Source organism: Picosynechococcus sp. PCC 8807 (assembly GCF_001693295.1).
Lineage (GTDB): Bacteria > Cyanobacteriota > Cyanobacteriia > Cyanobacteriales > MRBY01 > MRBY01.
This window is the reverse complement of the sequence record NZ_CP016483.1, coordinates 392,206-414,373: the sequence shown is the minus strand read 5'-3', so window position 1 is coordinate 414,373 and position 22,168 is coordinate 392,206. Positions and strand designations below refer to the sequence as shown.

Sequence of the window (22,168 nt, the reverse complement as noted above, 5' to 3'; positions counted from 1 at the left end):
AATGGCTAATCGATATACAACGGGTCAACGTTAATTGAAAGACTCACTGGGCGCGGGCAGAATTCCCGCAAAAAAGTCAAATCGGGGATCTCCGTTTTGCGCTGGGGAAATTTCAGCACCACCTGCCAACGGTACCGCCGCGCCACTCGGAGAATATTCGCTGGTACAGGCCCAAGGAGTTCGTCTTCGGGTTCGAGCAACGGAAAACATTTTTCGGCGATCGTCTCGGCGGTGTAGCGTACCTGATCATGATTTTCTCCACTAAAGCGCAGCAAAATTAATTTGCCAAAGGGCGGATAGTCCAATTCCTGCCGTTGACTTATTTCCCGCTCGGCAAAGGTCAGGTAATCATGGGTTTTCACCGCTTGAATCACCGGATGCTCTGGGGAATAGGTCTGAATGATCACCTGTCCCGGTTCATCGCCTCGACCCGCCCGACCTGCCACCTGGGTTAGGGTTTGAAAGGTGCGTTCCGCAGCCCGATAATCACTTTGATGCAATAGTCCATCCGCCGCAATCACCCCTACTAAAGTCACTTGAGACACATCTAAACCCTTCGTGAGCATCTGGGTTCCCAGTAAAATATCCGCCTCACCCCGCGCAAATTGCCCTAATAAGTCGCGGTGCGCCCCTTTGCGACGGGTCGTGTCACTATCAAATCGCAGACAACGTAACTGAGGAAATTCCTTGGCGATCGCCTGGAAGACCTTTTGGGTGCCGTTCCCGAAAAACTTGAAATAGGGGGAATTACAGCTAGGGCAATGTTTGGGTTGGAGCTGGCTATGATCGCAATAATGACAGCGCAATAGAGGCAGACTTCCCTCCTGGACATAGTGGTAGGAGAGAGACACATCACAATGGGGACATTCCATCACGTAGCCGCAACTGCGACAGGAAACAAAGGTGCTGTGACCGCGACGGGCAACGAATAAAATGCCCTGTTCGTGGGTCTGGGCGATGCGTTCGAGGGCTTGCCGGAGGGACTGACTAAACAGAGAATAATTGCCGACCCGCAGTTCGTGGCGCATATCAACAATTTCCACGGGGGGCAGGGGACGGGATTGCACCCGTTCGGGGAGGGAAACGTAATGGTAGCTGGAATTTCGGGCGGTTTGAAATTTTACCCAGGTGTCTAGGGCCGGGGTCGCAGACCCGAGAATGAGTGGACAATTTTCCTGTTGTGATCGCCACCGGGCAACGGTGCGGGCGTGGTAGGTGGGAGCGGGTTGATCCTGTTTGTAGCTGCTGTCGTGTTCTTCGTCGAGGATGATCATCCCCAAATTGGGCAGGGGGGCAAAAACAGCGGAACGGGTGCCGATGATAATTTGACTGTCGGGGCGTAACATTTGCCGCCAAGTATCGTAGCGTTCCCCTTCTGATAAACCGCTGTGGTAAGTCAAAACGCGATCGCCAAACCGTGACCGAAACCGATCCATTAGTTGCGGTGTGAGACCAATTTCTGGCACGAGAATAAGGGCAGATTTTTGCTGGGATAATAGGGGGGCGATCGCCTGGAGATAAACCTCCGTTTTCCCTGAACCCGTCACCCCATGTAACAAAACTTCCCCGTATCCTTGGATGGCTTGAATGGTGTTTAAAGCCTGTTGTTGGGCGGCAGTTAGGGTTTTTGCTTGATCTGAATTTTGATCTGGGGCGCGGTGTAGGCGTAATTTTTCCCGTTCGGCGATCGCCACACAACCGACTTTTGCCATTTTCGTCACCGTTGCCGCCGTTGTTTTCGCCACCCCCACCAATTCCGAGAGCCACATTTCGCCCCCTTCATGGCGCAACACCAGCAAAATTTCCCGTTGCCGTTTGGTGAGCCCTTCCCGTTCGCCCACGTAGCTCACCCACTTTTGCCGCTGCCCGTGGATGACCTGAGGCGTCGCTAAATATCGTTCTGCGAGGCCCGCCTTTTCCAATTCCTGTATCCCCCGATAGACCGACTTAATCTGTCGTTGGAGGTACTTCACACTGTAGTCCTGGGTTGATCCCCGCTGGAGTAACTGGAAAAGTTGTTGGGCCGTCGGTGGTAAAGAGTCAATGTCGATGGAGGCGAGATCGGTTTTCAAAAGCCGAACACGGGGTTGCGATCGCCGCAATAAACCCGGCGGCAAAGCCATTCGTACCACCGTCATCATATCCGTTTGATAGGCCTGGGCAACCTGCAACAAAAGCTGCCAATAGTGGGGCGAAAAAAAGCCCCGCGCGATGATCCCCTGCACTGGACGAATTTGCTCAGGATCCAGTCCCTGGGGGAACTTTGCAATGAAGCGAATGGCGATCGCTCCCACCTGTTGCGCCCCAAACCCAACCAATACGATATCCCCTGGCACCACCGTCAATTCTGGTGGCACTCCATAGGTAAAAAGCCCTTGAGTATAACCACAATCAACTAAGACCTCAAGCCAATCCAAATCCCCAATCTCCTAAGATTCCCAAAACTCACTGCAAAAGCACTATACCCCATGATTTTTTATCAATTCAAATAAGCATAATTATTTTTCTCTATATACAACCCTAGGTAGAGTGAAGTAAGAAGTAAATTGTGAGAGTTTATCTTTACTAATCAAAACTAAATTTTCTTGAAATTTCCTGGATTACATCACATTAAATAATCCTTAAAAGAAGTGTCGCTGATAAGACAGAGGTCGACAGTCTGCTATGTCAAGCTATTTTGATGGGCAACCGATCTTTTTGGGCTTGGCAAGCAATTTAAGAAAAATTTACACAACTTCTCTGGACAAAAGATCCACTCAACAAAACCTTAATTTTGTATTTAACAAAACCATATTCTACTCAACCATCTGCTACATTAATTCTGAGAAAAGTCTCGGATTTTTCCCAGAAACCTTTACTAATTGCTGCAATTGTTGATTTTTATTAAAAGCTTATTTACATTCCCAGAGCTCAAACAGGTATAACAGTTCTAAGGAATGAACTGTCTGCTCCTTGAAATTGTTTTAGCTGCATCCTGATAAACGATTATTTGGTATTGAATTCTGCTTATTTTTGTTTTTCTTTAGCTAATCCTCGCTTCCCACCACACATCCCCTGACTCTTTATTTCGTAGGATTATGTTCGACACAACCACAACCAACAGTCTTGACCCTGTGTATGCTCAAGATAGCCATCAAGCCACTGAATTAGAATCGAGCAATTCAATGGTTGAAGCGGAATTTTCAGAGACAGAACTCACAAATTTGCGGGGAGTCCGTAGTCGCAATGAGGATACTGTCGGTGCTTTTTTTAAAGAGATGGCCCGCTACCCCCTCCTCAAGCCAGACGAAGAAATTCAACTGGCCCACAGTGTTAAGTTTCTCAATGATGCTGAAGAGCGTCGCCTTGAACTTCAGGAACAATTGGGGCGATCGCCTACCAACGAAGAATGGGCGAGTGTCCTTGGCCTCGAAACGGTTAAACAGCTCAACTCTGCCCTGTACAAAGGCCGGGTGGCGAAGCGGAAGATGATTCGCTCCAATCTGCGTCTTGTGGTCTCCATTGCGAAGCGCTATCTCAACCGGGGTGTACCGTTCCTGGATCTGATTCAAGAGGGGGCGATCGGCCTTAACCGTGCTGCCGAAAAATTTGACCCCAACAAAGGCTACAAGTTTTCGACCTATGCCTATTGGTGGATTCGCCAGGCGATTACCCGTACCATTGCCAATGATGCCCGGACAATTCGCTTACCGATCCACATCGTCGAGAAGCTCAATAAGCTCAAAAAAGCCCAACGGACGCTCAAACAAAGCCTGCAACGGAATCCAACCGAAGCGGAATTGGCCCAAGAACTCGATATTACCGCTGATCAACTCCACCAACTCCTTCAACTCCGGCGTCAATCTCTCTCCCTGAACCACCGGGTGGGTAAAGGCGAAGACACGGAACTGGTTGATCTCCTTGAGGATGATGGCCTTCAACTTCCCGAAGAACGGATGAGTGAAGCGATGATGCGCCAAGAACTTTGGGATGTCCTCGGTGACGTGCTCACTGACCGTGAAAAAGAAGTCATTGCCCTCCGCTATGGCCTCTCCTCTGAGCAGCCCCATACCCTCGAAGAAGTGGGTGGAATGTTTAATCTGTCCCGGGAGCGGGTACGACAAATCCAAAGTAAGGCGATGCGCAAGCTACGGCGTCCCCAGGTGGCCCGCCGCCTCAAAAGTTGGCTGTATTGATCCCCTAAATTAATCTTTACCGGATGGATTTGGCGATCGCCAACCTAATGATTATTCCTCCTTTCGCTTTTGCCCCCGTAGCCCCTCTGTAATATTTAAGAGGGGTTTTTTCTATGGTTTATTGCTTTTGTGCCCACAAAAAAACCCGCTTGGTGCGGGCGCGCTTTTTATAAATTAATCATTTCAACGATTTTATGTGGTTCCAACCTGTAGCCTCATTCCCAAGACTGTCTAGTACAAGGGAACGTTAGCATCAACTTCTTCACTCCAGGCTTTGATCCCGCCTTTGACGTTGATGCCTGTAATGCCTGCCTCTTGGAGGATACCGAGAGCTTTCGCTGAGCGGCCGCCCATCTTACAGTGGGCAATTAACTTTTTCCCTTCCGTCAGTAATTCCTTGACCTGATCAACCCCATCGCCTTGCTCAATATCGGGGAGAGGGATCAGAGTCGATCCCGGAATTTGGGCAATGTCATATTCGTGGGGATTGCGGACATCAATCAAAACATAATCATCAGCACCGCTGTCTAACAATGCCTTGAGCTCTGTAACTGTCATTTCTTCCATAGCTGCCTGCTGTTCTGCCTCCGCTGCCTTTGCTTGGGGAATGCCACAAAACTGTTCGTAATCAATTAATTTTTCGATTACAGGACGTTCTGGGTTGGGACGTAATTTCAATTCCCGGAATTTCATATCGAGGGCATTGAAAAGTAAAAGTCTGCCACTGAGGGTATTTTTTGCCCCAAGAATAATCTTGATGGTTTCTGTGGCTTGGATCGTGCCAATAATCCCTGGTAATACACCGAGGACACCACCCTCTGCACAGGATGGCACCATGCCTGGTGGCGGGGGTTCGGGATATAGATCGCGGTAGTTGGGGCCGCCTTCGTAGTTAAAGACGGTGGCTTGGCCTTCAAACCGGAAAATCGAACCGTAGACATTGGGCTTATTTAAAAGCACACAAGCATCGTTCGTGAGATAACGGGTGGGGAAATTATCAGTCCCATCCACAACGATGTCGTAGTCTTTAATAATGTCGAGGGCGTTACTCGAATTAATCTGGGTCTCGTAGAGATCAACTTGACAAAAGGGGTTGATTTCTAGAATCCGGTTTTTAGCCGATTGGATCTTCGGCTTGCCAACCCAAGAAGTGCCGTGGATGATTTGGCGTTGCAGGTTAGAAAAATCTACAATGTCGAAATCGACCAGACCAATCCGACCGATTCCCGCAGCAGCAAGGTAGAGCAGTAATGGCGAGCCGAGACCACCACTACCGATACAAAGGACACTGGCGGCTTTAAGCTTCTTTTGTCCATCTACGCCCACTTCCGGCAAGATTAGGTGCCGTGAATAGCGTTCGTAGTCATCCTTTGTTAGTTCTATAGTGTCTAAATTAGGATTTAACATTTTTGGGTGTTCTGAGGAAATGTTTTAGAGTCTGCGGTCTGGGGTCACGACCAAGAACACGATTGCAGTCTTTTAGTCTACTGCGTTGTGGGGTTAGATTCTAGGTTAGCTTAAGGGATTGTGCCTTGGGCAGAAAATATTTTGCCCAGGAATAGGCGACGATTGATGAATTTATTGGTATTTTTTGAGGAAAGCATTGTGCAACACTGCGGCAAATTATATTGACAGGGTATAGTCGCTTTTAGGATTCACTAAGCGGGATAATTTTGTATTAATCCCTAGGAGAAACGGTCTTATGGTTCACGGTCAGGAAGTTACGAATGGGGATCACCCCCGCAAAGGCTCCACGAAGCTTCTTCGATCGCCACGCCACAATCTCTCCCGCCACCATAAGCCAAAGTCTAAGGTTTTTTCGCCTTTCGTGCGGGGACTGTCATGGGGGGTTGGGTTTATGGGCACAATTCTCCTATCCGCTTCCCTAGGCACGGCGATCGCCGTCTATACCCCCATTGCCCAATTGGTATTACCTTTCCTGCCAGCTCCCCTGGGAAGCCTTGCCACCGACGGTTTACGGCAATTAGGGACTTACAGTTTGGGTCGCCCCGTGAATGTCCTTGTGATGGGGGTTGATCGCGTCGAAGGGACGGAGAATCCAGAAGCCGAATTTAATGGACGCAGCGACACAATCCTCTTGGTTCGCTTCGAGCCAGAACAGGGACAAGTCAATATGCTTTCGATCCCCCGGGATAGCCAAGTCAGAATTCCCAATGTGGGCATTACAAAAATTAATGAAGCTAATGCCTACGGTGGCGGTCAGTTGGCGGCCCAGGTTGTGAGTGACGCCTTAAATGGTGTGGCAGTTGATCGCTATGTGCGTTTGACCACCGACACCTTCAAAGAGTTGGTTGATGCCGTGGGGGGAGTTAATGTGTTTGTCCCGGCGGATATGCAATACACAGACCAGACCCAGGGCCTAGAGATCAACCTCGAAAAAGGCTGGCAAGTGCTAGATGGAGAACAGGCAGAACAGTTTGTCCGCTTCCGGCAGGATCAATATGGTGACATTGGTCGGGTACAACGCCAACAGATACTCCTCAAAGCGCTCCGGGAAAAAATCCAGTCCCCGGCGATTATTCCCCGTCTCCCGGCTCTGATTGGTTTAGTACGTGAACACATTGATACGAATCTAACCTGGGAAGAAATGCTGGCATTGATGAATTTTTCACGACAGCTTAAGCCAGAAAATTTTCAGATGGTGATGCTCCCAGGGCGCTTTAGTGACGTGGGTGAATATAACCGCAGTTACTGGATTATTTCTGACCAGGGTAAAAATCAGGTGATGACAGAATTTTTCGCGGTGGAATCGCCCGTCTGGTCAGCCCCCGGCGAAAATGATGGCACTTTAACGAACAACGTGCGCATTGCGATTCAAAATGCCTCTGGTTCACCGGGTATGGCGCGGCAGGTGTCGGAATTTTTGCAGGCCCAGGGCTTTACGAATATTTATTTGTCGAGTGATTATCCAGACCGCCTTGAGCAAACCCAAGTGATCGCCCAACAGGGAAATGTGGCTGGGGCAAATCAATTGCTAGCAAACCTAGGTACGGGCAGAGTTGAAGCTTCTTCCATCGGCGAAATTGAATCGGACTTTACGATCCGTGTGGGCCAAGATTGGCTGGAACAATCCCAGGAATCGTTTGTGTCCAATTAATTTGAAAGTAATTGAATCGATTAGCAACTAAGCAAATTAATGGAAAACTTACGGACGCAGGTCTTGGTGGTTGGGGGCGGCACCGGGGGGACAGCCGCAGCAATTCAATGTGCGCGACAAGGAATTGAGACAATTTTGGTGAGTGAGTTTCCCTGGTTGGGGGGGATGCTCACGGCGGCAGGGGTTGCGGCACCGGATGGCAATGAACTCAAGGCCTGGCAGACAGGACTTTGGGGCGCTTTTCTCCGGGAGCTACAACGGCGACATCAGCAAGCAGGCTTGGATCACAGTTGGGTGAGTATGTTCACTTTTGATCCGCAGGTTGGGGCTGAGATTTTTGCAGATTGGGTTAAAGCGGAGCAGCAGTTAACCTGGATTGCGGGACAGATCCCCCTGGAAGTCAAAAGACAAGGCGATCGCCTTTGTGCGGTACGTTTTCCAGATTATTGGATTGAGGCGGACATTATCTTCGACGGGACAGAATTAGGGGATCTACTTGCCTTAGGAGATGTGCCCCACCGTTGGGGTTGGGATTGGTCAGAGAAATTTAAGGAACCCAGCGCTCCCACTGCCCCAAATGAAATGACGCAAATCTACCCGGTGCAGTCGCCCACCTGGGTTTTTTATCTAAAGGAAAAAGGGGTGCAGCCACCGCCTAGCCATGGCGATTTTTCGGCGTTCCAAGGGGCTTGGGAAAAATATGGCCTGGAGCATTTTCTGAATTATGGGGGCTTACCCAATGGCCACTACATGATGAACTGGCCCCTCGCTGGTAATGATTTTGGTTTGGGGGGCGATCGCCTTTTAGATCCCCAGCAACGTCTTAATTTTTATCGGGAAGCCCAGGCCCACAGTTTGGCGTTTGCGGATTACATTTACCAAGCATCTGGCGGAAAATATGGCCTAGCGACGGGCGTTTTTCCCCATGACTTGTACGGCGGCAGTTTTGCCCTGATGCCCTATTTCCGGGAAAGTCGGCGTTTGATCGGGACAGAAACTCTTACGGAGCAGCAAATTTTACCCCAAGGTACTGTTGCACCTTTGCCGTTAAATTCAGCCGGAGAAGTCCAGGCGATCGCCGTTGGGAATTACGCCAATGACCACCATTATCCGGGCTTTGAGTTTCCCCTCATGCCAAAGTCGATCCCCTGGGGCGGCCGCTGGACAGGTACTCCCTTTACGATCCCCTACACGGCTCTGTGTTCAGCCACGGTGGAAAATTTGTTTGCCTGCGAAAAAAATATCGCCGTTTCCCACATCGCCAACGGGGCAACACGCTTGCAACCCCTGGTACTCAATCTTGGTCAGGCAGCAGGCCAAGCAGCGGCCCTGGCAATTCAAAATCGGTGCGCCCCAAAAGAGATTGATGTCCGGCAACTTCAGGAAAAGTTATTGACAGATAATTTTGCGCCCGCAGCAGTGATCCCTTTGTATAATTTGGCCTTTGACCATCCCGAATGGCTGAAATGGCAACGATTTTACCTCGATCATCCCGAACAATATCCCCAGGATGGTTTATGCGATCGCAGACCGTTTGTCTCAGCACCCACACCCCAGGCAAAACTCTACAGCGGTGAAATTTTTCCCCAAGGTAATTGCCAATATGCGATCGCCTTACCTGATCAGTCGAAACCAATTCAGGTGGTAACCCTTGATCCCCAGATGCACCAATGGCTGGGAAATTTGCAGACTCCCCAAAAAATTCAGGCGATCGGCAGAATTAACAAGGCTGCCCCTTGGTTTGTCCTTGAGGACATTGCCTAAAACCTGCTACTGCATTCGGTCAATGGTGCGGTATTGAATCGCTTCGGCAATGTGGACTGTTTGGATGGTTGGAGCTGCGGCTAAATCGGCAATTGTCCGGGATACCTTCAGAATCCGATCCATGGCCCGGGCCGATAATCCCAACTTACGGATTGCCCCTTCGAGTAAATTACGACTACCTTGGTCAAGGCCACAATGTTGCCGCAAATCCTTGGTGGTCATCTCCGCATTGCAGTGCACTTGGGGGTGATCCTGAAATCGCACTTGGGCAATCTGTCGCGCCTGGTTGACCCGTTCTGCCACCGTGCGAGAGTCTTCACCCACACCCTGTTGCATCATTTCTTCTGGCTTCAGGCGATTGACCGCTACCTGGAGATCAATGCGATCCATCAGTGGCCCGGAGAGTTTTGCCCAATATTGCTCACGAGCGCGCGGACTGCAAGTGCAAGCTTGGATCGGGTCGCCAAAATAACCACAGGGACAAGGATTGGTGCTGGCAACGAGGGTAAATTGGGCAGGAAATTCCACTGACTGGCGGGTACGGGAAATAGTCACAAAACCATCTTCGAGGGGTTGCCGCAGAAACTCCAAAACAGTACGCTTGAACTCTGTTAATTCGTCGAGAAACAATACCCCCCGGTGAGCCAAAGAAATTTCTCCAGGGCGCGGAAAACTACCACCACCGACGAGGGAAGGGCCAGAGGCGGAGTGGTGGGGACTACGGAAGGGGCGTGCTGTTACCAATGTGCCACGATCTTTGAGTAAACCAGCGACGGAATGAATTTGCGACACTTCTAGGGCTTCATCGAAGGACAGTTTCGGCAAGATGCCCGGTAATCTTCGGGCTAGCATCGTTTTTCCGCTACCGGGTGGCCCCACAAAAACGAGATTATGGCCGCCGGCGGCGGCGATTTCGAGGGCGCGACGGGCATGGGTCTGGCCTTTGACGTCTTTGAGATCGGGGACGAGGTGGGCGGCTTTGGCGATCGCCTCTCGGATATCGATTTTTACAGCTTGATGCCCATGGGGTGCCCCCAACAGATCCGCCACTTCCTTTAAATTTCCACAGCCATAAACCGTTAGACCCGCTACGACTGCTGCTTCCTGGGCGTTGGCAGTGGGAACGACCATCCCCTTAAACCCTAACTTTTGGGCGGCGGCGGCGATCGGTAAAACTCCTGCCACAGGCCGGAGGGTGCCATCGAGGGACACTTCCCCCAGGAATAAAAAATCTTCTAGGAGCGTTGTTTCAATTTGTTCCGTCGCGGCCAAAATGCCCACACTAATGGGAAGATCAAAACTAGGGCCTTCCTTGCGGAGATCGGCAGGGGTGAGATTGACTAAAATTTTGCGCACAGGGAAGCCGAAGCCAGAATTTTTGAGGGCAGCCTTGACCCGTTCCCGGGATTCTTGTACTGCTGTATCCGGCAGTCCGACCACCATCATTTTCGGTAAGCCGCCGGAAATATCCACTTCCACCCCGACCCTGAGGGCATCGACCCCGACAATGGTGGCACTCCAAATTTTTGCTAGCATGGCTCTGTTTTAGTGTGCTGTTAGGACAATATTATAGAAAAATTGGCGATCGCCCGCCCTTTGATTTCCCTTTGACCTATGCGCTATGTTTCTTTTCTACGCAGTTTTTTCCTCGGTAGCCTCGGTTTGCTGCTCCAGAGCTGCGTTGGTTATCCGCGCATTGTCAATTTTCCCGTTGATCCCGGTGGCCGCAGTTTAAATAGTCGGGCCCTCGAATTTGACCCGGCGATCGCCGAACCCTACCTCGTTTTTGCCTCAGACCGCAATGGTTCCCAGGATATCTATCTATTTGATACCAGCACCAGGCAAACGATTCTGTTACCGGGCCTCAATACCCTAAATGAAATTGCCTCCCATCCTGCCGTTTCTGAAGATGGTCGCTACATTGTCTTTGCGGTCAATCGTCGCGGCGAATCTGATATTTATCTCTATGATCGCGAGTTTGAACAAAAGCGGAATTTAACCGATAACTTAAACCAAGAAGTGCGTAATCCAACCATTAGTGCTGATGGGTCTAAAATTGCCTTTGAAGCCGCTGAAAATGGCCAGTGGGATATCCTCGTTTATGATCGCAATGGCCGTCAGCTAGATGTCGAATAATATCTCCTGACCTTCTTAGCTAATGCAGCACCAACTGATCACTAGAGGGTAGCGTAGTAGCACTTGGTTTCGGTTTCGGTGTGACTCAAAATGACGCCGAGGTCTTCGAGGATTTCTAGGCAGTTTTGAATCGTTTCTAATTTTTTTGCGCTTGTGCCTTTGAACTGGGCGGCAATTTGGGTAATTGTCCATTCGCCGCCTTGGGTACGCAATAAATCTCGGATCGCGGCGAGTTGGCCTTTGAGTTTTGTCGGGAATTTTTGTTGTTCAGGAGGGGCAATAACGGCTTCTTTTGTTTCCTCTTCTACGCCAATACCTTCTATGACTTTCTGGGTGACGACTTGATCGGGGGCTTGGTATTCGGGACGGAGCCAACGGACAAAGCCGTTTCGTTCTTCTTCGGCGCGTTCGGCATTCAGATCGACTAATCTTTGCAAAATGCTTTGTTCGAGTTGTTCTTTGGTTTCGGTGTTGTTGGGTTCGGTTTGACATCCCTCTAAATCTCCCTTCGGAAGGGAGACTTTTTGCCAGAGGGGGATCAGGTCTTCCCATCCGTAGGCGCAGAATACGGCTTGATCGAGGTCGTCGTGGATTTGTTTGAGGGTGGTGATCAGGGCTTTATTGTTAAATTCTCTGTCGCCATCGGTGAAGGGTTCGCCACTACGCATTTTTTCGAGGCAATTATACATGGCGGTAATGGTGACTTCGGGATGGGCGGCTTGGACTTGTTTGCGGTGGCTGTCTAATCGCTCGCCTAATTCTCGTATTTCTTGTTTCAGTTCTTCCGATGGATCTGGAAATGGAAAACGATAAAAACAAGCATCATGATTATATACGGGACGATCTTCTAACCTCCCGCCTTGTGCCAGGGCCCAAATAATATGCAAACTCGAAGAACAAATGCCAAGAAAGTATGAATCATCGAGAAAAATCATCACCACACCACTTTCAGCCATTATTTCAGAGTTTAAAAATTGGAAAACTCTATGCTTAGCGGTTCTAACTGTTGCAATATATCGATTTAAATCTTTAATTCCATCTCGAATACTAGTATTAGCCCTTCGATATCTCCACCATTCACGTTTCAATTTCGGATCATTATTTGTTGATCTTTCTAATTTTACAGTCTCAGAAAGCCATTGATACGTTTTTGGATATGAAGATAAAAGCTGTTTTTTAGATAAATGATTAACATCAATTGTCTGTCTAAACTCTGGAGACTGTGTTAGATCTCGTCCTGTTTTAAACGGATGGATAATTTCTTGCTCTAAATTTTCCACTAAAGCTTGATTTTTAAGAACAAATCCTGAACCACCTACTACAAATCCTTGAGAAGCCAAGTTTTGATTGCTTGATAGACTATTCGCTTGATTGACATCATACCCAAATTGCAGATTGCTAAATATCTCATTAGCTTTGACATATGAAAATTTCAAACTGAATGCTGTTTCTTCAGGAGTATTCAGCTTGGACTCTTCTAAAATATGAGTTAATTGAGAATACTGTCTTCGCTTTTTCTTTAGTTCAACACCCGTCATTGAGATTCTTACAGCTACCTCGCCATCTGACCAAGGGTGATCAGGTATTGCAAAAAATAAGCGTATTCGTTTTTTTTGATTGAAATGAAAATCGATAACTGAACGTAAACGGGCTTGTCGAATACTATTGGTTGTAATAAAACCAAATCTTAAAGTCTTTTCTTTTCTGATTAATTCTGCTGCTTTATGCCACCAATACATTACAAAATCAACAGTATCAGGCACATCTTTATACACTTTCCGCAGCGTTTCTGTGTAGCCATCTCCCAAATATTCCCGCATTCTGGCATTACCCAAAAAGGGCGGATTTGAAACAATATAATCAGCCTGTTGCCATTGCGCTTCCCTTGGGTTGATATATTCCAAAATTTCAACTTGATCACTCGGATCCGGCACATCTTCCCCCGTTACTGGATGCTTCATTGTGCGTCCACCCCAGCGCGTCCGCACCTTACCCGTTTTCGGATCAATCGCCGGTTTCGTCCCGTCATAATCCAGCACCGCATCCCGATTCTCGATATTTTTATATTCCCGTAACACAGGCTCCACCGGCGGCAAACTCCCAAACAACCGAAAATGCCATTGCAGATAACCAATCCAGATCACCAAATCCGCGATCTCCGCCGCCCTGGGGTTAATCTCGATCCCCAAAAACTGCGAAGGATTAATTTGATCAAAATCTAGCCGTAACTGAGAAGCCCCCATCACCGTCCCCAGACGATTCAGCACCTCCAGCTCTAGCGTTTTCATCAAATCCATCGTCACATAGAGAAAATTCCCCGACCCACAAGCCGGATCCAGCACCCGAATTTTCCGCAACTCCCCCAGAAATTCCGTCAGCTTTTCCGCCGCCGCATTCCGTTTTTTCGTCTTCGCTGATGCCGACTTAGCCGCTTCTTCTTCTTCCAAAAGCGTCTCAACCTCCCCCTGAATCAACTGCCACTTTTCCTGTAAAGGCTCAATAATCACCGGACGCACCAACCTTTCAACATATGCCCTCGGCGTATAATGCGCCCCCAACTTACTCCGCTCCTTCTTCTCCAAAGCCCTTTCGAGTAATGTCCCAAAAATCGCAGGCTCCACATTTTTCCAATCCCGTTCCGCCGCCGTGAGGAGAATTTTTAGCTGATCCGCTGTCAGGGCGATCGCCTGCGGTTTCGCAAACAGACCCCCATTAAACCGCAGCAACTGCCCATGAAACCCAAAACTTGTCCCGTCATTCATCGCCTGCCAGAGCGCTTCCACTTGGGGCTTAAAATCCTGCGGTTGCGGAATCCAACGTTCCTTGAGTGCCTCCGTAAATAAATGCTCCTTCAGTAAACCCACATCCTCCGCAAACATCGTAAAAATGCACCGCATCAGGAATTGCGCCACTTCTTGAGGCTTGGTGGTTTGTTCCAACGTTTTCGCCAACTCCGCCAAATCCGCCGCCACTTCCCGCGTCACCTGCGCCGCGATCTTTTCCGGGTTTAACGATTGCGGATCCGTAAAAACCTTGTAGAAAAAATCCTGTATTTCTGGCTTTTCCAGATCCGTAAACGGAATTTTCGGCACACTGTCATAGGTTCCGTAATTCCCATTCGCACTCAGCCACGACTCACTAAAATCCTGCCAAACCCGAAAATGATCCCCGATATCACAGGTAATCAAAAACGGCGGCTTCGGCTCTACAAACCGCGCATACTTCAGCGCCTGCCCGAATGCCTTTTTCATCTCCTTCCGGTAGGCAGCCGTCCCCCGTTTCCCGTGACCCTTGTTGCTGGTGTTGCTACCCTGCTTCGTCTCTAGGACAAAACAATCCTCTTTGTAAAAATCAATAAAATTTGTCGTTTCCGCCCCACTCGGCGCAATGATTTTCACATCCCGATCAAAACAATAACTATTATTCCCGCTTCCCTTCGGTGGCGACTTTTCTACCCCTAGAAATTCACAAAAATCATTCAAAAAGCTCTGGTAATTGGCTCGCTCATTCCCTTCTGAGTTCTGCCATTTCTGAATAAAATCCGTCATACCCTATACACATATTGAGGCGATCGCCCTCTGATTTTACTTTACACAGGAAGGAAAACCCTTTTGCTTTACCGCATCGCCCCAGGGGAATGGGGTTTCAAAAGGCGATCACCTTTAGGTTAGTATCTAACTAGATATAGTCAGGTAAAAAAATGACTTCATTTTCGGTTCCTTCTGACGATGCGGAAGCCCCAAGCTTAGAGAATCTCCAGACTTGGAAATTAGAAGACGCCAAAGCCCGGTTTAGTGAGGTGGTACGTCTAGCACGGGAGGCTGATCCACAACTGATCACAGTCCGGGGAAAGGATGCAGTTGTGATCATTGCTGCGGATCAGTTTGTTAAGCTCTTACCCCTCATGAAGCAACCTAATATTCATGGGCTGCTTTCTCAATCCCCTTTAAGTCGTCTGAATTTTGAGTTGTCGGGTGTTCAGAGTCCCGTTAGAAAAGTGGAGCTATGAAGGGCTGGTTACTGGATACAAACGTGATCTCAGAACTACGAAAACAAAATTGTCACCCAGCAGTAAAGGCTTGGAGTGATCACCAACCGCCCCAATCGTTCTACCTCAGTACCGTGACGATGGCCGAGATCCGCTTTGGGATAGAGCGGTTGCAGGATGAAGTTTTTCGTCAAGAGTTAATCCAGTGGCTAGAAAATAGCTTACGTCCTTGGTTTAGCGATCGCCTCTTGCCTGTAGATGAGGATGTCATTTTAGAGTGGCGATGGATGGTCGAGCGGGGACGCAAGCAAAATTACACCTTTAGTCAACCGGATCTATTCATTGCGGCGATCGCCTCAGTAAATGATTTATGTGTCGTGACTCGCAATGTAGAAGATTTTGAGAAAGCGGAAGTCCCCGTGTTTAACCCATTTCTACCTACCGAGTGACGCTATTAACGAAGGAGGTCATCCCCTACACATTGAGGCGATCGCCCTCTGATTTTACTTTACACAGGAAGGAAAACCCTTTTGCTTTACCGCATCGCTCCAGGGGAATGGGGTTTCAAAAGGCGATCGCGCTTTTGGCTAGTGAAGCTCGGAAATTTTCAATTGAACTTCCTGCCGTTTAAAGGGAATATCCGCATTGATCGCTTCAATTTCCTGTTGCTCCATGGCATTAATTTCATCAATATAAGTATCTAAAACTTGGCCCATGCGGGGTTGATAAAAACGGTGGAGGCTATAGTTTGGGGTTGCCGGGAAACCGCGTCGTCGTTTATGTTTTCCGCCAGCGCCCGGATCATACATCGTGATCCCCTGTTCGATTGCCCATTGGATCGGTTTGTAATAGCAGGCTTCGAAATGGAGACAGTCATATTCATCAAAGGCCCCCCAATAACGACCATACAGATAATCATCTTTGCGGATACAAAAAGATAAGCCGACGGGATGTTTGTCATCTTCTGGCGTGTAAGCGGCGGCCAGAACAACGCGATGGCGATAGGTAGATTCTAAGGTTTCAAAAAAGGGTTTCCGGAGATATTTACTCCCCCAAAAAAATTTGTCGCAGGTGCTGCTATAGAAACGATAAATGAGTGGGAAGTAATGGGCGGGAATTTCGTCCCCGGTCATCATCTTGAGGGATAAGCCTGCTTTATCAACGGCTTTGCGTTCGCGCTTAATGTTTTTGCGTTGGTTGGAGGTAAAAGCACCGAGATAGTCGTCGAAGTTGTCGAAATTCTGGTTACTCCAGATGTAGCCATGGTGGAGCCAAGCCCGGAAGCCGAGTTGTTCCATGGTTTTTTGCCAGGTGGGATCAACAAACAGAAAATTACAGCCGGAAAGCTGTTGGCGATCGCAAAATTGATCAATGGCAGCGACCATGACCTGGGAGAGGGTCAATTCATCTTCGCCGGGGGCAATGAGAAAGCGGTAGCCCACGGCGGGCGTAAAGGGAGTCATGCCCACAAGTTTTGGGTAATATTCGTGGCCCAGGCGGTAGGACAGATCGGCCCATTGGTGGTCAAAGACAAATTCGCCGTAGCTGTGGCCTTTGATGTAGAGGGGGGCCATGGCAATAAATTCTCCATCCCGCTGCACCGAGAGATGGCAGGGTTGCCAGCCCGTTCGGGGGCCGACACTGCCAGACAGTTCAATGTTGTGGAGCCAATCCCATTCTAAAAAAGGGGTTTTCAATGGCGCGGCGATCGCATCCCAGGCAGCTTTGGGGATTTCCACGATTTCACTGTGCCAAGTAACGGTAATTTGCGACGGGGCAACCATTGATTTAGGCAAAATTTAAGAATTTTTTATACCTTAATGGATCTCGTTTGATTTTGCATGGCTCTCCGTGGGCATGGCTCGCCATTTTTCGTAATGCTCAAAGGGCTGCTGAATCCAAGGATTATCGGGCAAATGCTGGACAAAGTAATCGGGCTGAAATTGGGAATAGCCTTTGTACCAGAGGACGGCGGTACGAATTTCTGTAATCTGGGGGGCTTGGGTTTGGAGCCAGGTCTGGGTTTGCTGGAGACTCCGCCCCGAATCAACTAAATCGTCTACCAGTAAAAGGCGATCGCCGAGGGGGCCAAAGTTCGTAAAATGCTCGGCAAAATGGAGTTGACCCTGTTCGCGGTTGCCGATGCCGCCGTAGCTAGCCACATTGAGGATTGCCAAGGGTTGGTCAAAAATGCGCGCCAAAATGTCACCAATCCTTAAGCCACCTTTCGCCAAACAGAGAATTTGATTAAATTCCCACTGGGATCTTTGAATTGCGACGGCCAATTGTTCAATTGAAGCGTGATATTCAGTCCAACTGATCTTGAGGTCTGTCATGGTTATCTTCGGGAAGAACGGGGAGATTTACGGCGTTTTTTGCGTTTTTTTCGGGAAAATAAAGAAAAAAAGCCTTGTTTTTGGGAACGTTTAACCATGGAACCAAGCCAGTCGCTGACGGAATGACTCATCGCCCCGATTTCTAGCCCCACAAAAAGGGCCAAACTTTCCGCCAAATAATGTTGTTGCCACTGTTGCTGGGCATTGAGAAAAGCAGTGCGCCAATTCCAGGAAAAATCAAGCATTAGTTGGGCGATCGCCACGCCAACCATTGTGACCAACAGCAGAATCGTCCCTAGATAAAGGATACGAACAATTGTACCAATTAAAAACCCGTGGGAAAGGGCTGAACGATGGCGGAGATTTTTTTGATAGGGGAGCCAAATCCAGCGGAAGATCCCCCAACGCTTAAACTGCACGGAATGAATATCCAAGTCCGGGCCAAACATCAAACCGCTAAACAGATAGGCCAAACTCAGAATGAGGGCCAATTCCCACCGCCGCAGCAGGAAAAAACCAAGGCCCACCACCACAGGTAATCCCCAGAACGTGATCTGATCATGGGTACGTCCGGAAGGCATTACAGGGTTTGGGAGGAACGAATCAACCAGCGATCGCCTTGGCGCACCAAGCTATAGCGGACACGCAGGTCAGAATCATAGGACTGGCCGGGATCGCGTTCCCCATTCGCCCGGTAATAATCTGCCTTTTCCTGTACTTGAGCCTCCACGGTCGCCACATTGGGTTGGTCTGGGTTGAAGCTCACCGTTTCAATGGTCAAACTGTGGTCATAGGTGCGATAGGTACCAGCGCTGCGGACGGCCTGGGCACTACTGCGCCAGCGAGACAGGGACGGTTCTGCCAAAATATTTTCTAGGGCCGCCAAATCACGGTCTTGGCCAAAGGCTCTAGCTTTACTCTCAAACCAAGTTTGAATCACCTCAGCGGCGATCGCCTCATTGAACGCAGGCGTTGTCGTCGTTGTATTGGTCGCTCCATTCTCCGGATTATTATTTGCCTCGGCGGTGTCTAAGCTGGGGATCGTTAAGGGTGGCTCACCATTGAGGGTGACCTGTAAGGGTTCCTGGGTAGTTAGGCCAGACAAAATTCGCACCAGGCCCACGACCAGCAAAACACTCCCCACGATAGCGGCGATCGCCCCCCAAGGCCCGATAGACTTTTTTGACGAAACTGATTTTGACGAAGCAGAAGACGCTTCCGGGTCTGGGTTTAATGCCGCAGTTACAGGTGCTACACCAGGAGAAGGCGGTGCCGGGGGAACTGTAGCGGGAGTTTGAGTGACGAGATCCTCAAAGGAATCAACCTTGGCGGGACGACTGGGATGCGGCGAAACACCGGTTTCTGACTGTAATGTTTCCGGTGGCTTTTCTGCTGGGGCTGCTGTATTTTCTGTATCTGTTGTATCTGGATGTGGTGTGGGTGTGGGGACAGCCTCCGTGAGGAGATCGTCAAGATATTGCTGCACTTCAGGATCGGCGAAGTAAGCCGTCAACGAAACAGAGGCATCTTCACGCCGTTGCCGGAGATCGCGGAAATGGGAAAAAACCTCTGTTTTCAGCCACTGTTCCCCGTAGAGACATAGGCCTGGGAGTAGATCCGGTGCCCCCTCAGACTGCTCTTGAATGTAGGCGATCGCCTCCTGTTCCTGACTTTGTTCTAACAGTTGATTGGCTTCCGTTGGCTGACCTAAAAGTAAGGCGCAGATTGATTGCTCCAAGAAAACATCCTGGCGTTTGCCGAGGCGTTTTAATAGGGTCTGGGCTTGCACGACCAGGTCAGGTTTCCGTTGCGAAAACCCAGCAGCCAAGAGAGCATACACCGCTAGATAGGCCGCTGCCGCCGAAGGCCGCTTTGATTCTGCCACAAAGAGATCTAACTGTTCTTGCACCGTTAGATAACTGCGTAACTGCTGGATAAAGCGCAAAAAATCATCAATACTTAGACCCGACTGATCATCTCCCTGGCCATCAATCCCCACGCGAGCACTCAACATTTCCTGGAGCAGTTGTAAGCCCCGTTGTCGCTCTTGGGTTTCTGATTCGGGTAGGGCTAGAAGTTCTAGCACTTGATAAGGTCTGAGGCGATTGAGATCCCCTTGAATTTCCCGTTGGAGGTCTGCAAATTGTGCCACATCTACCAGTAGCTCTTGACTCTTCTGACCGGAGAGAGCCGCCTGTTCATAATGTTGTTGGAGCCACTGTTCCCGGCTCAATTCCCAGTGGGCTAGGGCCAAACAGAGCCGCAGTTCTTGCTCGACGATTTCGACGGCCCCAAATTTCCCTTCCTTGACCAGCTTGCCTTTGCCCTTGAGGTAGGGGGCAGCCCACTTCAGCACTAATTCGTACTCCCCCAGGTCGAGGAGTAATAGTAGTCCCCCCAGTAAATCTTTTTCCGCGATGTCAATGGTTGGTTGGTGGGCTGTCAGGGCTTCTAACTCTGTGTCACTGGAGGGGCGATCGGGAAAAGGCAGTTTCGGACGGCTGGGGACGAGGGAACGAAACATATTGCCCGACAGCTCATGGTCGTAGACGGCGCGGGTTTCTGTTTGGGATAACACCTCAAAGGCTTGCTCGATAATCCGGTTGCGGGCCTCAATGGCCAAGGCATTATGTTCGCGACGGGGAAATTGGGAGAGGCGATCACGATAGGCTTGGGTAATTTGGGCAGTGGTTGCCTTGGCGGGGACGCATAGGATGCGGTAATAGTCGAGCGGAATGCGCACAGTTTACTTTCCTATCAGCAAAAGTCAGGTCAATTAACGTTATCAAAAATTCGCGGTAAGACCCCACTGTACTAGGGGGTGATCCAAAGCGAGTGACTGATGTCGGGAAGAAGCAAATTCAATATCCGGTAAGCTGCTACACTGAATTTTAGCGGATAGGGTAATCAACCGCTCTAAAAACCCAGTAGCCTCACGGCACTACGCTGAACCTTGACAATCAAAGATATCGGGTTCTATCCAATAGTTCTAGTTTCCCCCGTTCGACTGAGCTCACGCCGAAGTCTCACGGCCGAAGCCTGTGGATAGGTAAAATCTTTGCAGGAACTAGACGACCAGCATTTGAAACAAAGCGTTTCAAGTCAAACAAACATTGGACAAATCCAACTACCCAGGGGCACTGGGAAAGTAACGCTTGGGGAGAGACCCACCTCTGTCTATGGCTTCGCAAGGAATCCTGGGCAAGTGGACTCACTGAATCAAGAATCTCTGTGTTGACCAACGGAGAGTGTCAAATTAACCAAAGAGTTTTTAATCCCCATAACGAATGCGCTGTCGGCCCCTCTGTTGCGGTGGCGGTCAGCATATTGACTATACCCACTTAGATAATCTTAGACAATGGCATTGCGAAGTTGCTTAAGCAATAAAGCTTTGCTTCTTCTTTCTATGGAAGTCCATTTGATTCTAAACTGTTATTTCAAGTTTCACACAGCCCTCGCGCCGCGTGATCGACTCATAAGACTAACCGAAAAATCCTGAATGTTAATGATGCATAAAGAACGGACAGCCCCAGAATTTGATAGTTCTTCGGTAGAGATCACCAAAGAAGAAGCCCTCATGCTCTACGAAGATATGACCTTAGGACGCTTGTTCGAGGATAAGTGTGCTGAGATGTATTACCGTGGCAAAATGTTTGGCTTTGTCCACCTCTACAACGGTCAGGAAGCGGTTTCCACTGGGGTGATTCGCTCAATGCGGCAGGGGGAAGATTTTGTTTGTAGTACCTACCGTGACCACGTCCACGCCCTCAGCGCTGGGGTTCCTGCGCGGGAAGTAATGGCGGAACTTTTTGGTAAAGAAACAGGCTGCAGCAAGGGTCGGGGCGGCTCAATGCACATGTTTTCAAAAGAGCATGGTCTCCTGGGGGGCTATGCGTTTATCGGGGAAGGCATTCCGGTGGCGGCAGGTGCGGCTCTCCAAAGTAAATACCGCCAGGAAGTGATGGGCAATAAAAATGCTGATAATGTGACGGCTTGTTTCTTTGGGGATGGGACGTCTAATAATGGTCAGTTTTTTGAAACCTTGAACATGGCGGCCCTCTGGAAATTGCCGATTTTATTTGTCGTAGAGAACAATAAGTGGGCGATCGGTATGGCCCATGAACGGGCAACGTCCCAGCCGGAGATTTATAAGAAAGCAAGTGTGTTTGGGATGCCTGGCTATGAAGTGGACGGGATGGATGTCCTCGCGATGCGGGATGTGGCCCAAAAAGCCGTGGCCAGAGCCAGAGCCGGAGAAGGGCCAACTTTGATCGAAGCACTAACCTACCGCTTCCGGGGTCACTCCCTCGCTGATCCCGACGAATTGCGGTCTGCTGAAGAAAAAGAATTCTGGGCCCAGCGGGATCCACTCAAACGTTTTGAAAAATTTGTCACCAATCGGGGCCTAGCCACCGCTGAGGAACTGAAAGCGATTGAGAAGAAAGTCCAGGCGGTTGTGAATGAGTCTGTGACCTTCGCTGAAAGTAGCCCTGAACCCAATCCGGCAGATCTGCGTAAGTACATTTTTGCCGAAAGCTAAAACAGATCTTTAATTTCTAAAGTTAGGGTTGGCGATCGCCTTTTGGGTAGGATCGCCAACCTTTTTTCATGGGTCAATTTCCGGGGCTAAATTCGGGGACAGAAAAGTTTG

General features: G+C 49.4%; 15 protein-coding genes. 7 read left to right on the top strand and 8 right to left on the bottom strand.

The window, feature by feature from the left end:
- Positions 1-5 precede the first annotated feature (5 nt).
- A complete protein-coding gene (priA, locus tag AWQ24_RS01935; protein WP_065715847.1) occupies positions 6-2,417 on the bottom strand; it encodes a primosomal protein N' in 2,412 nt (803 codons plus the stop codon).
- A gap of 660 nt (positions 2,418-3,077) precedes the next feature.
- Here priA and AWQ24_RS01930 point away from each other — a divergent pair.
- Positions 3,078-4,175, top strand: coding sequence for an RpoD/SigA family RNA polymerase sigma factor (locus tag AWQ24_RS01930; RefSeq protein ID WP_030006142.1), 1,098 nt, complete (start codon positions 3,078-3,080; stop codon positions 4,173-4,175).
- Positions 4,176-4,406: 231 nt separating this feature from the next.
- On the opposite strand, the gene moeB is transcribed toward AWQ24_RS01930, so the two are convergent.
- Positions 4,407-5,582 carry a molybdopterin-synthase adenylyltransferase MoeB gene (moeB, locus tag AWQ24_RS01925; RefSeq protein ID WP_065715846.1) on the bottom strand — a complete coding sequence of 392 codons (1,176 nt, stop codon included), beginning with the start codon at positions 5,580-5,582 and terminating at the stop codon, positions 4,407-4,409.
- Between the two features lie 295 nt (positions 5,583-5,877).
- Between moeB and AWQ24_RS01920 the strand changes: the two genes are divergently transcribed.
- Positions 5,878-7,293 carry an LCP family protein gene (locus tag AWQ24_RS01920; RefSeq protein ID WP_065715845.1) on the top strand — a complete coding sequence of 472 codons (1,416 nt, stop codon included), beginning with the start codon at positions 5,878-5,880 and terminating at the stop codon, positions 7,291-7,293.
- A gap of 39 nt (positions 7,294-7,332) precedes the next feature.
- The gene (locus AWQ24_RS01915) at positions 7,333-9,057 is read left to right on the top strand and encodes an FAD-dependent oxidoreductase (RefSeq protein ID WP_065715844.1); all 1,725 of its coding nucleotides are present in this window, start codon (positions 7,333-7,335) and stop codon (positions 9,055-9,057) included.
- A gap of 6 nt (positions 9,058-9,063) precedes the next feature.
- On the opposite strand, the gene AWQ24_RS01910 is transcribed toward AWQ24_RS01915, so the two are convergent.
- Positions 9,064-10,593: a YifB family Mg chelatase-like AAA ATPase gene (locus tag AWQ24_RS01910; RefSeq protein ID WP_065715843.1), complete on the bottom strand. Its 1,530-nt coding sequence runs from the start codon at positions 10,591-10,593 to the stop codon at positions 9,064-9,066.
- Between the two features lie 78 nt (positions 10,594-10,671).
- Here AWQ24_RS01910 and AWQ24_RS01905 point away from each other — a divergent pair, with 78 nt between their 5' ends.
- Complete coding sequence (locus tag AWQ24_RS01905) at positions 10,672-11,193, top strand: TolB family protein (RefSeq protein ID WP_012305993.1); 522 nt, start codon at positions 10,672-10,674, stop codon at positions 11,191-11,193.
- A gap of 41 nt (positions 11,194-11,234) precedes the next feature.
- Here AWQ24_RS01905 and AWQ24_RS01900 read toward each other — a convergent pair whose 3' ends face one another.
- Entirely contained in the window at positions 11,235-14,741 is a 3,507-nt protein-coding gene (locus tag AWQ24_RS01900; RefSeq protein WP_012305992.1) for a DNA methyltransferase, read from the bottom strand.
- A gap of 152 nt (positions 14,742-14,893) precedes the next feature.
- Here AWQ24_RS01900 and AWQ24_RS01895 point away from each other — a divergent pair, with 152 nt between their 5' ends.
- On the top strand, positions 14,894-15,202 hold the full coding sequence (locus AWQ24_RS01895; RefSeq protein WP_065715842.1) for a type II toxin-antitoxin system prevent-host-death family antitoxin: 309 nt from the start codon (positions 14,894-14,896) through the stop codon (positions 15,200-15,202).
- Entirely contained in the window at positions 15,199-15,630 is a 432-nt protein-coding gene (locus tag AWQ24_RS01890; RefSeq protein WP_065715841.1) for a type II toxin-antitoxin system VapC family toxin, read from the top strand. The genes AWQ24_RS01895 and AWQ24_RS01890 overlap by 4 nt, the downstream gene beginning before the upstream one ends.
- Positions 15,631-15,768: 138 nt before the next feature.
- Here the strand turns inward: AWQ24_RS01890 and AWQ24_RS01885 are convergent, their stop codons facing one another.
- Genes AWQ24_RS01885 through AWQ24_RS01870 form a run of 4 tightly spaced genes read right to left on the bottom strand, consistent with a single transcriptional unit; the run spans position 15,769 to position 20,260 of the window.
- Entirely contained in the window at positions 15,769-16,965 is a 1,197-nt protein-coding gene (locus AWQ24_RS01885) for a GNAT family N-acetyltransferase (protein WP_065715840.1), read from the bottom strand.
- 33 nt (positions 16,966-16,998) lie between these two features.
- Positions 16,999-17,517 (bottom strand): phosphoribosyltransferase, encoded by a 519-nt coding sequence (locus AWQ24_RS01880; RefSeq protein WP_065715839.1) that lies wholly within the window; start codon positions 17,515-17,517, stop codon positions 16,999-17,001.
- A gap of 2 nt (positions 17,518-17,519) precedes the next feature.
- Positions 17,520-18,098, bottom strand: coding sequence for a metal-binding protein (locus AWQ24_RS01875; RefSeq protein WP_065715838.1), 579 nt, complete (start codon positions 18,096-18,098; stop codon positions 17,520-17,522).
- Complete coding sequence (locus AWQ24_RS01870) at positions 18,098-20,260, bottom strand: IMS domain-containing protein (protein ID WP_065715837.1); 2,163 nt, start codon at positions 20,258-20,260, stop codon at positions 18,098-18,100. Before AWQ24_RS01870 ends, AWQ24_RS01875 begins: the two co-directional genes overlap by 1 nt.
- Positions 20,261-21,025: 765 nt before the next feature.
- Here AWQ24_RS01870 and pdhA point away from each other — a divergent pair.
- A complete protein-coding gene (pdhA, locus tag AWQ24_RS01865) occupies positions 21,026-22,057 on the top strand; it encodes a pyruvate dehydrogenase (acetyl-transferring) E1 component subunit alpha (RefSeq protein ID WP_030006129.1) in 1,032 nt (343 codons plus the stop codon).
- Positions 22,058-22,168: the final 111 nt, after the last annotated feature.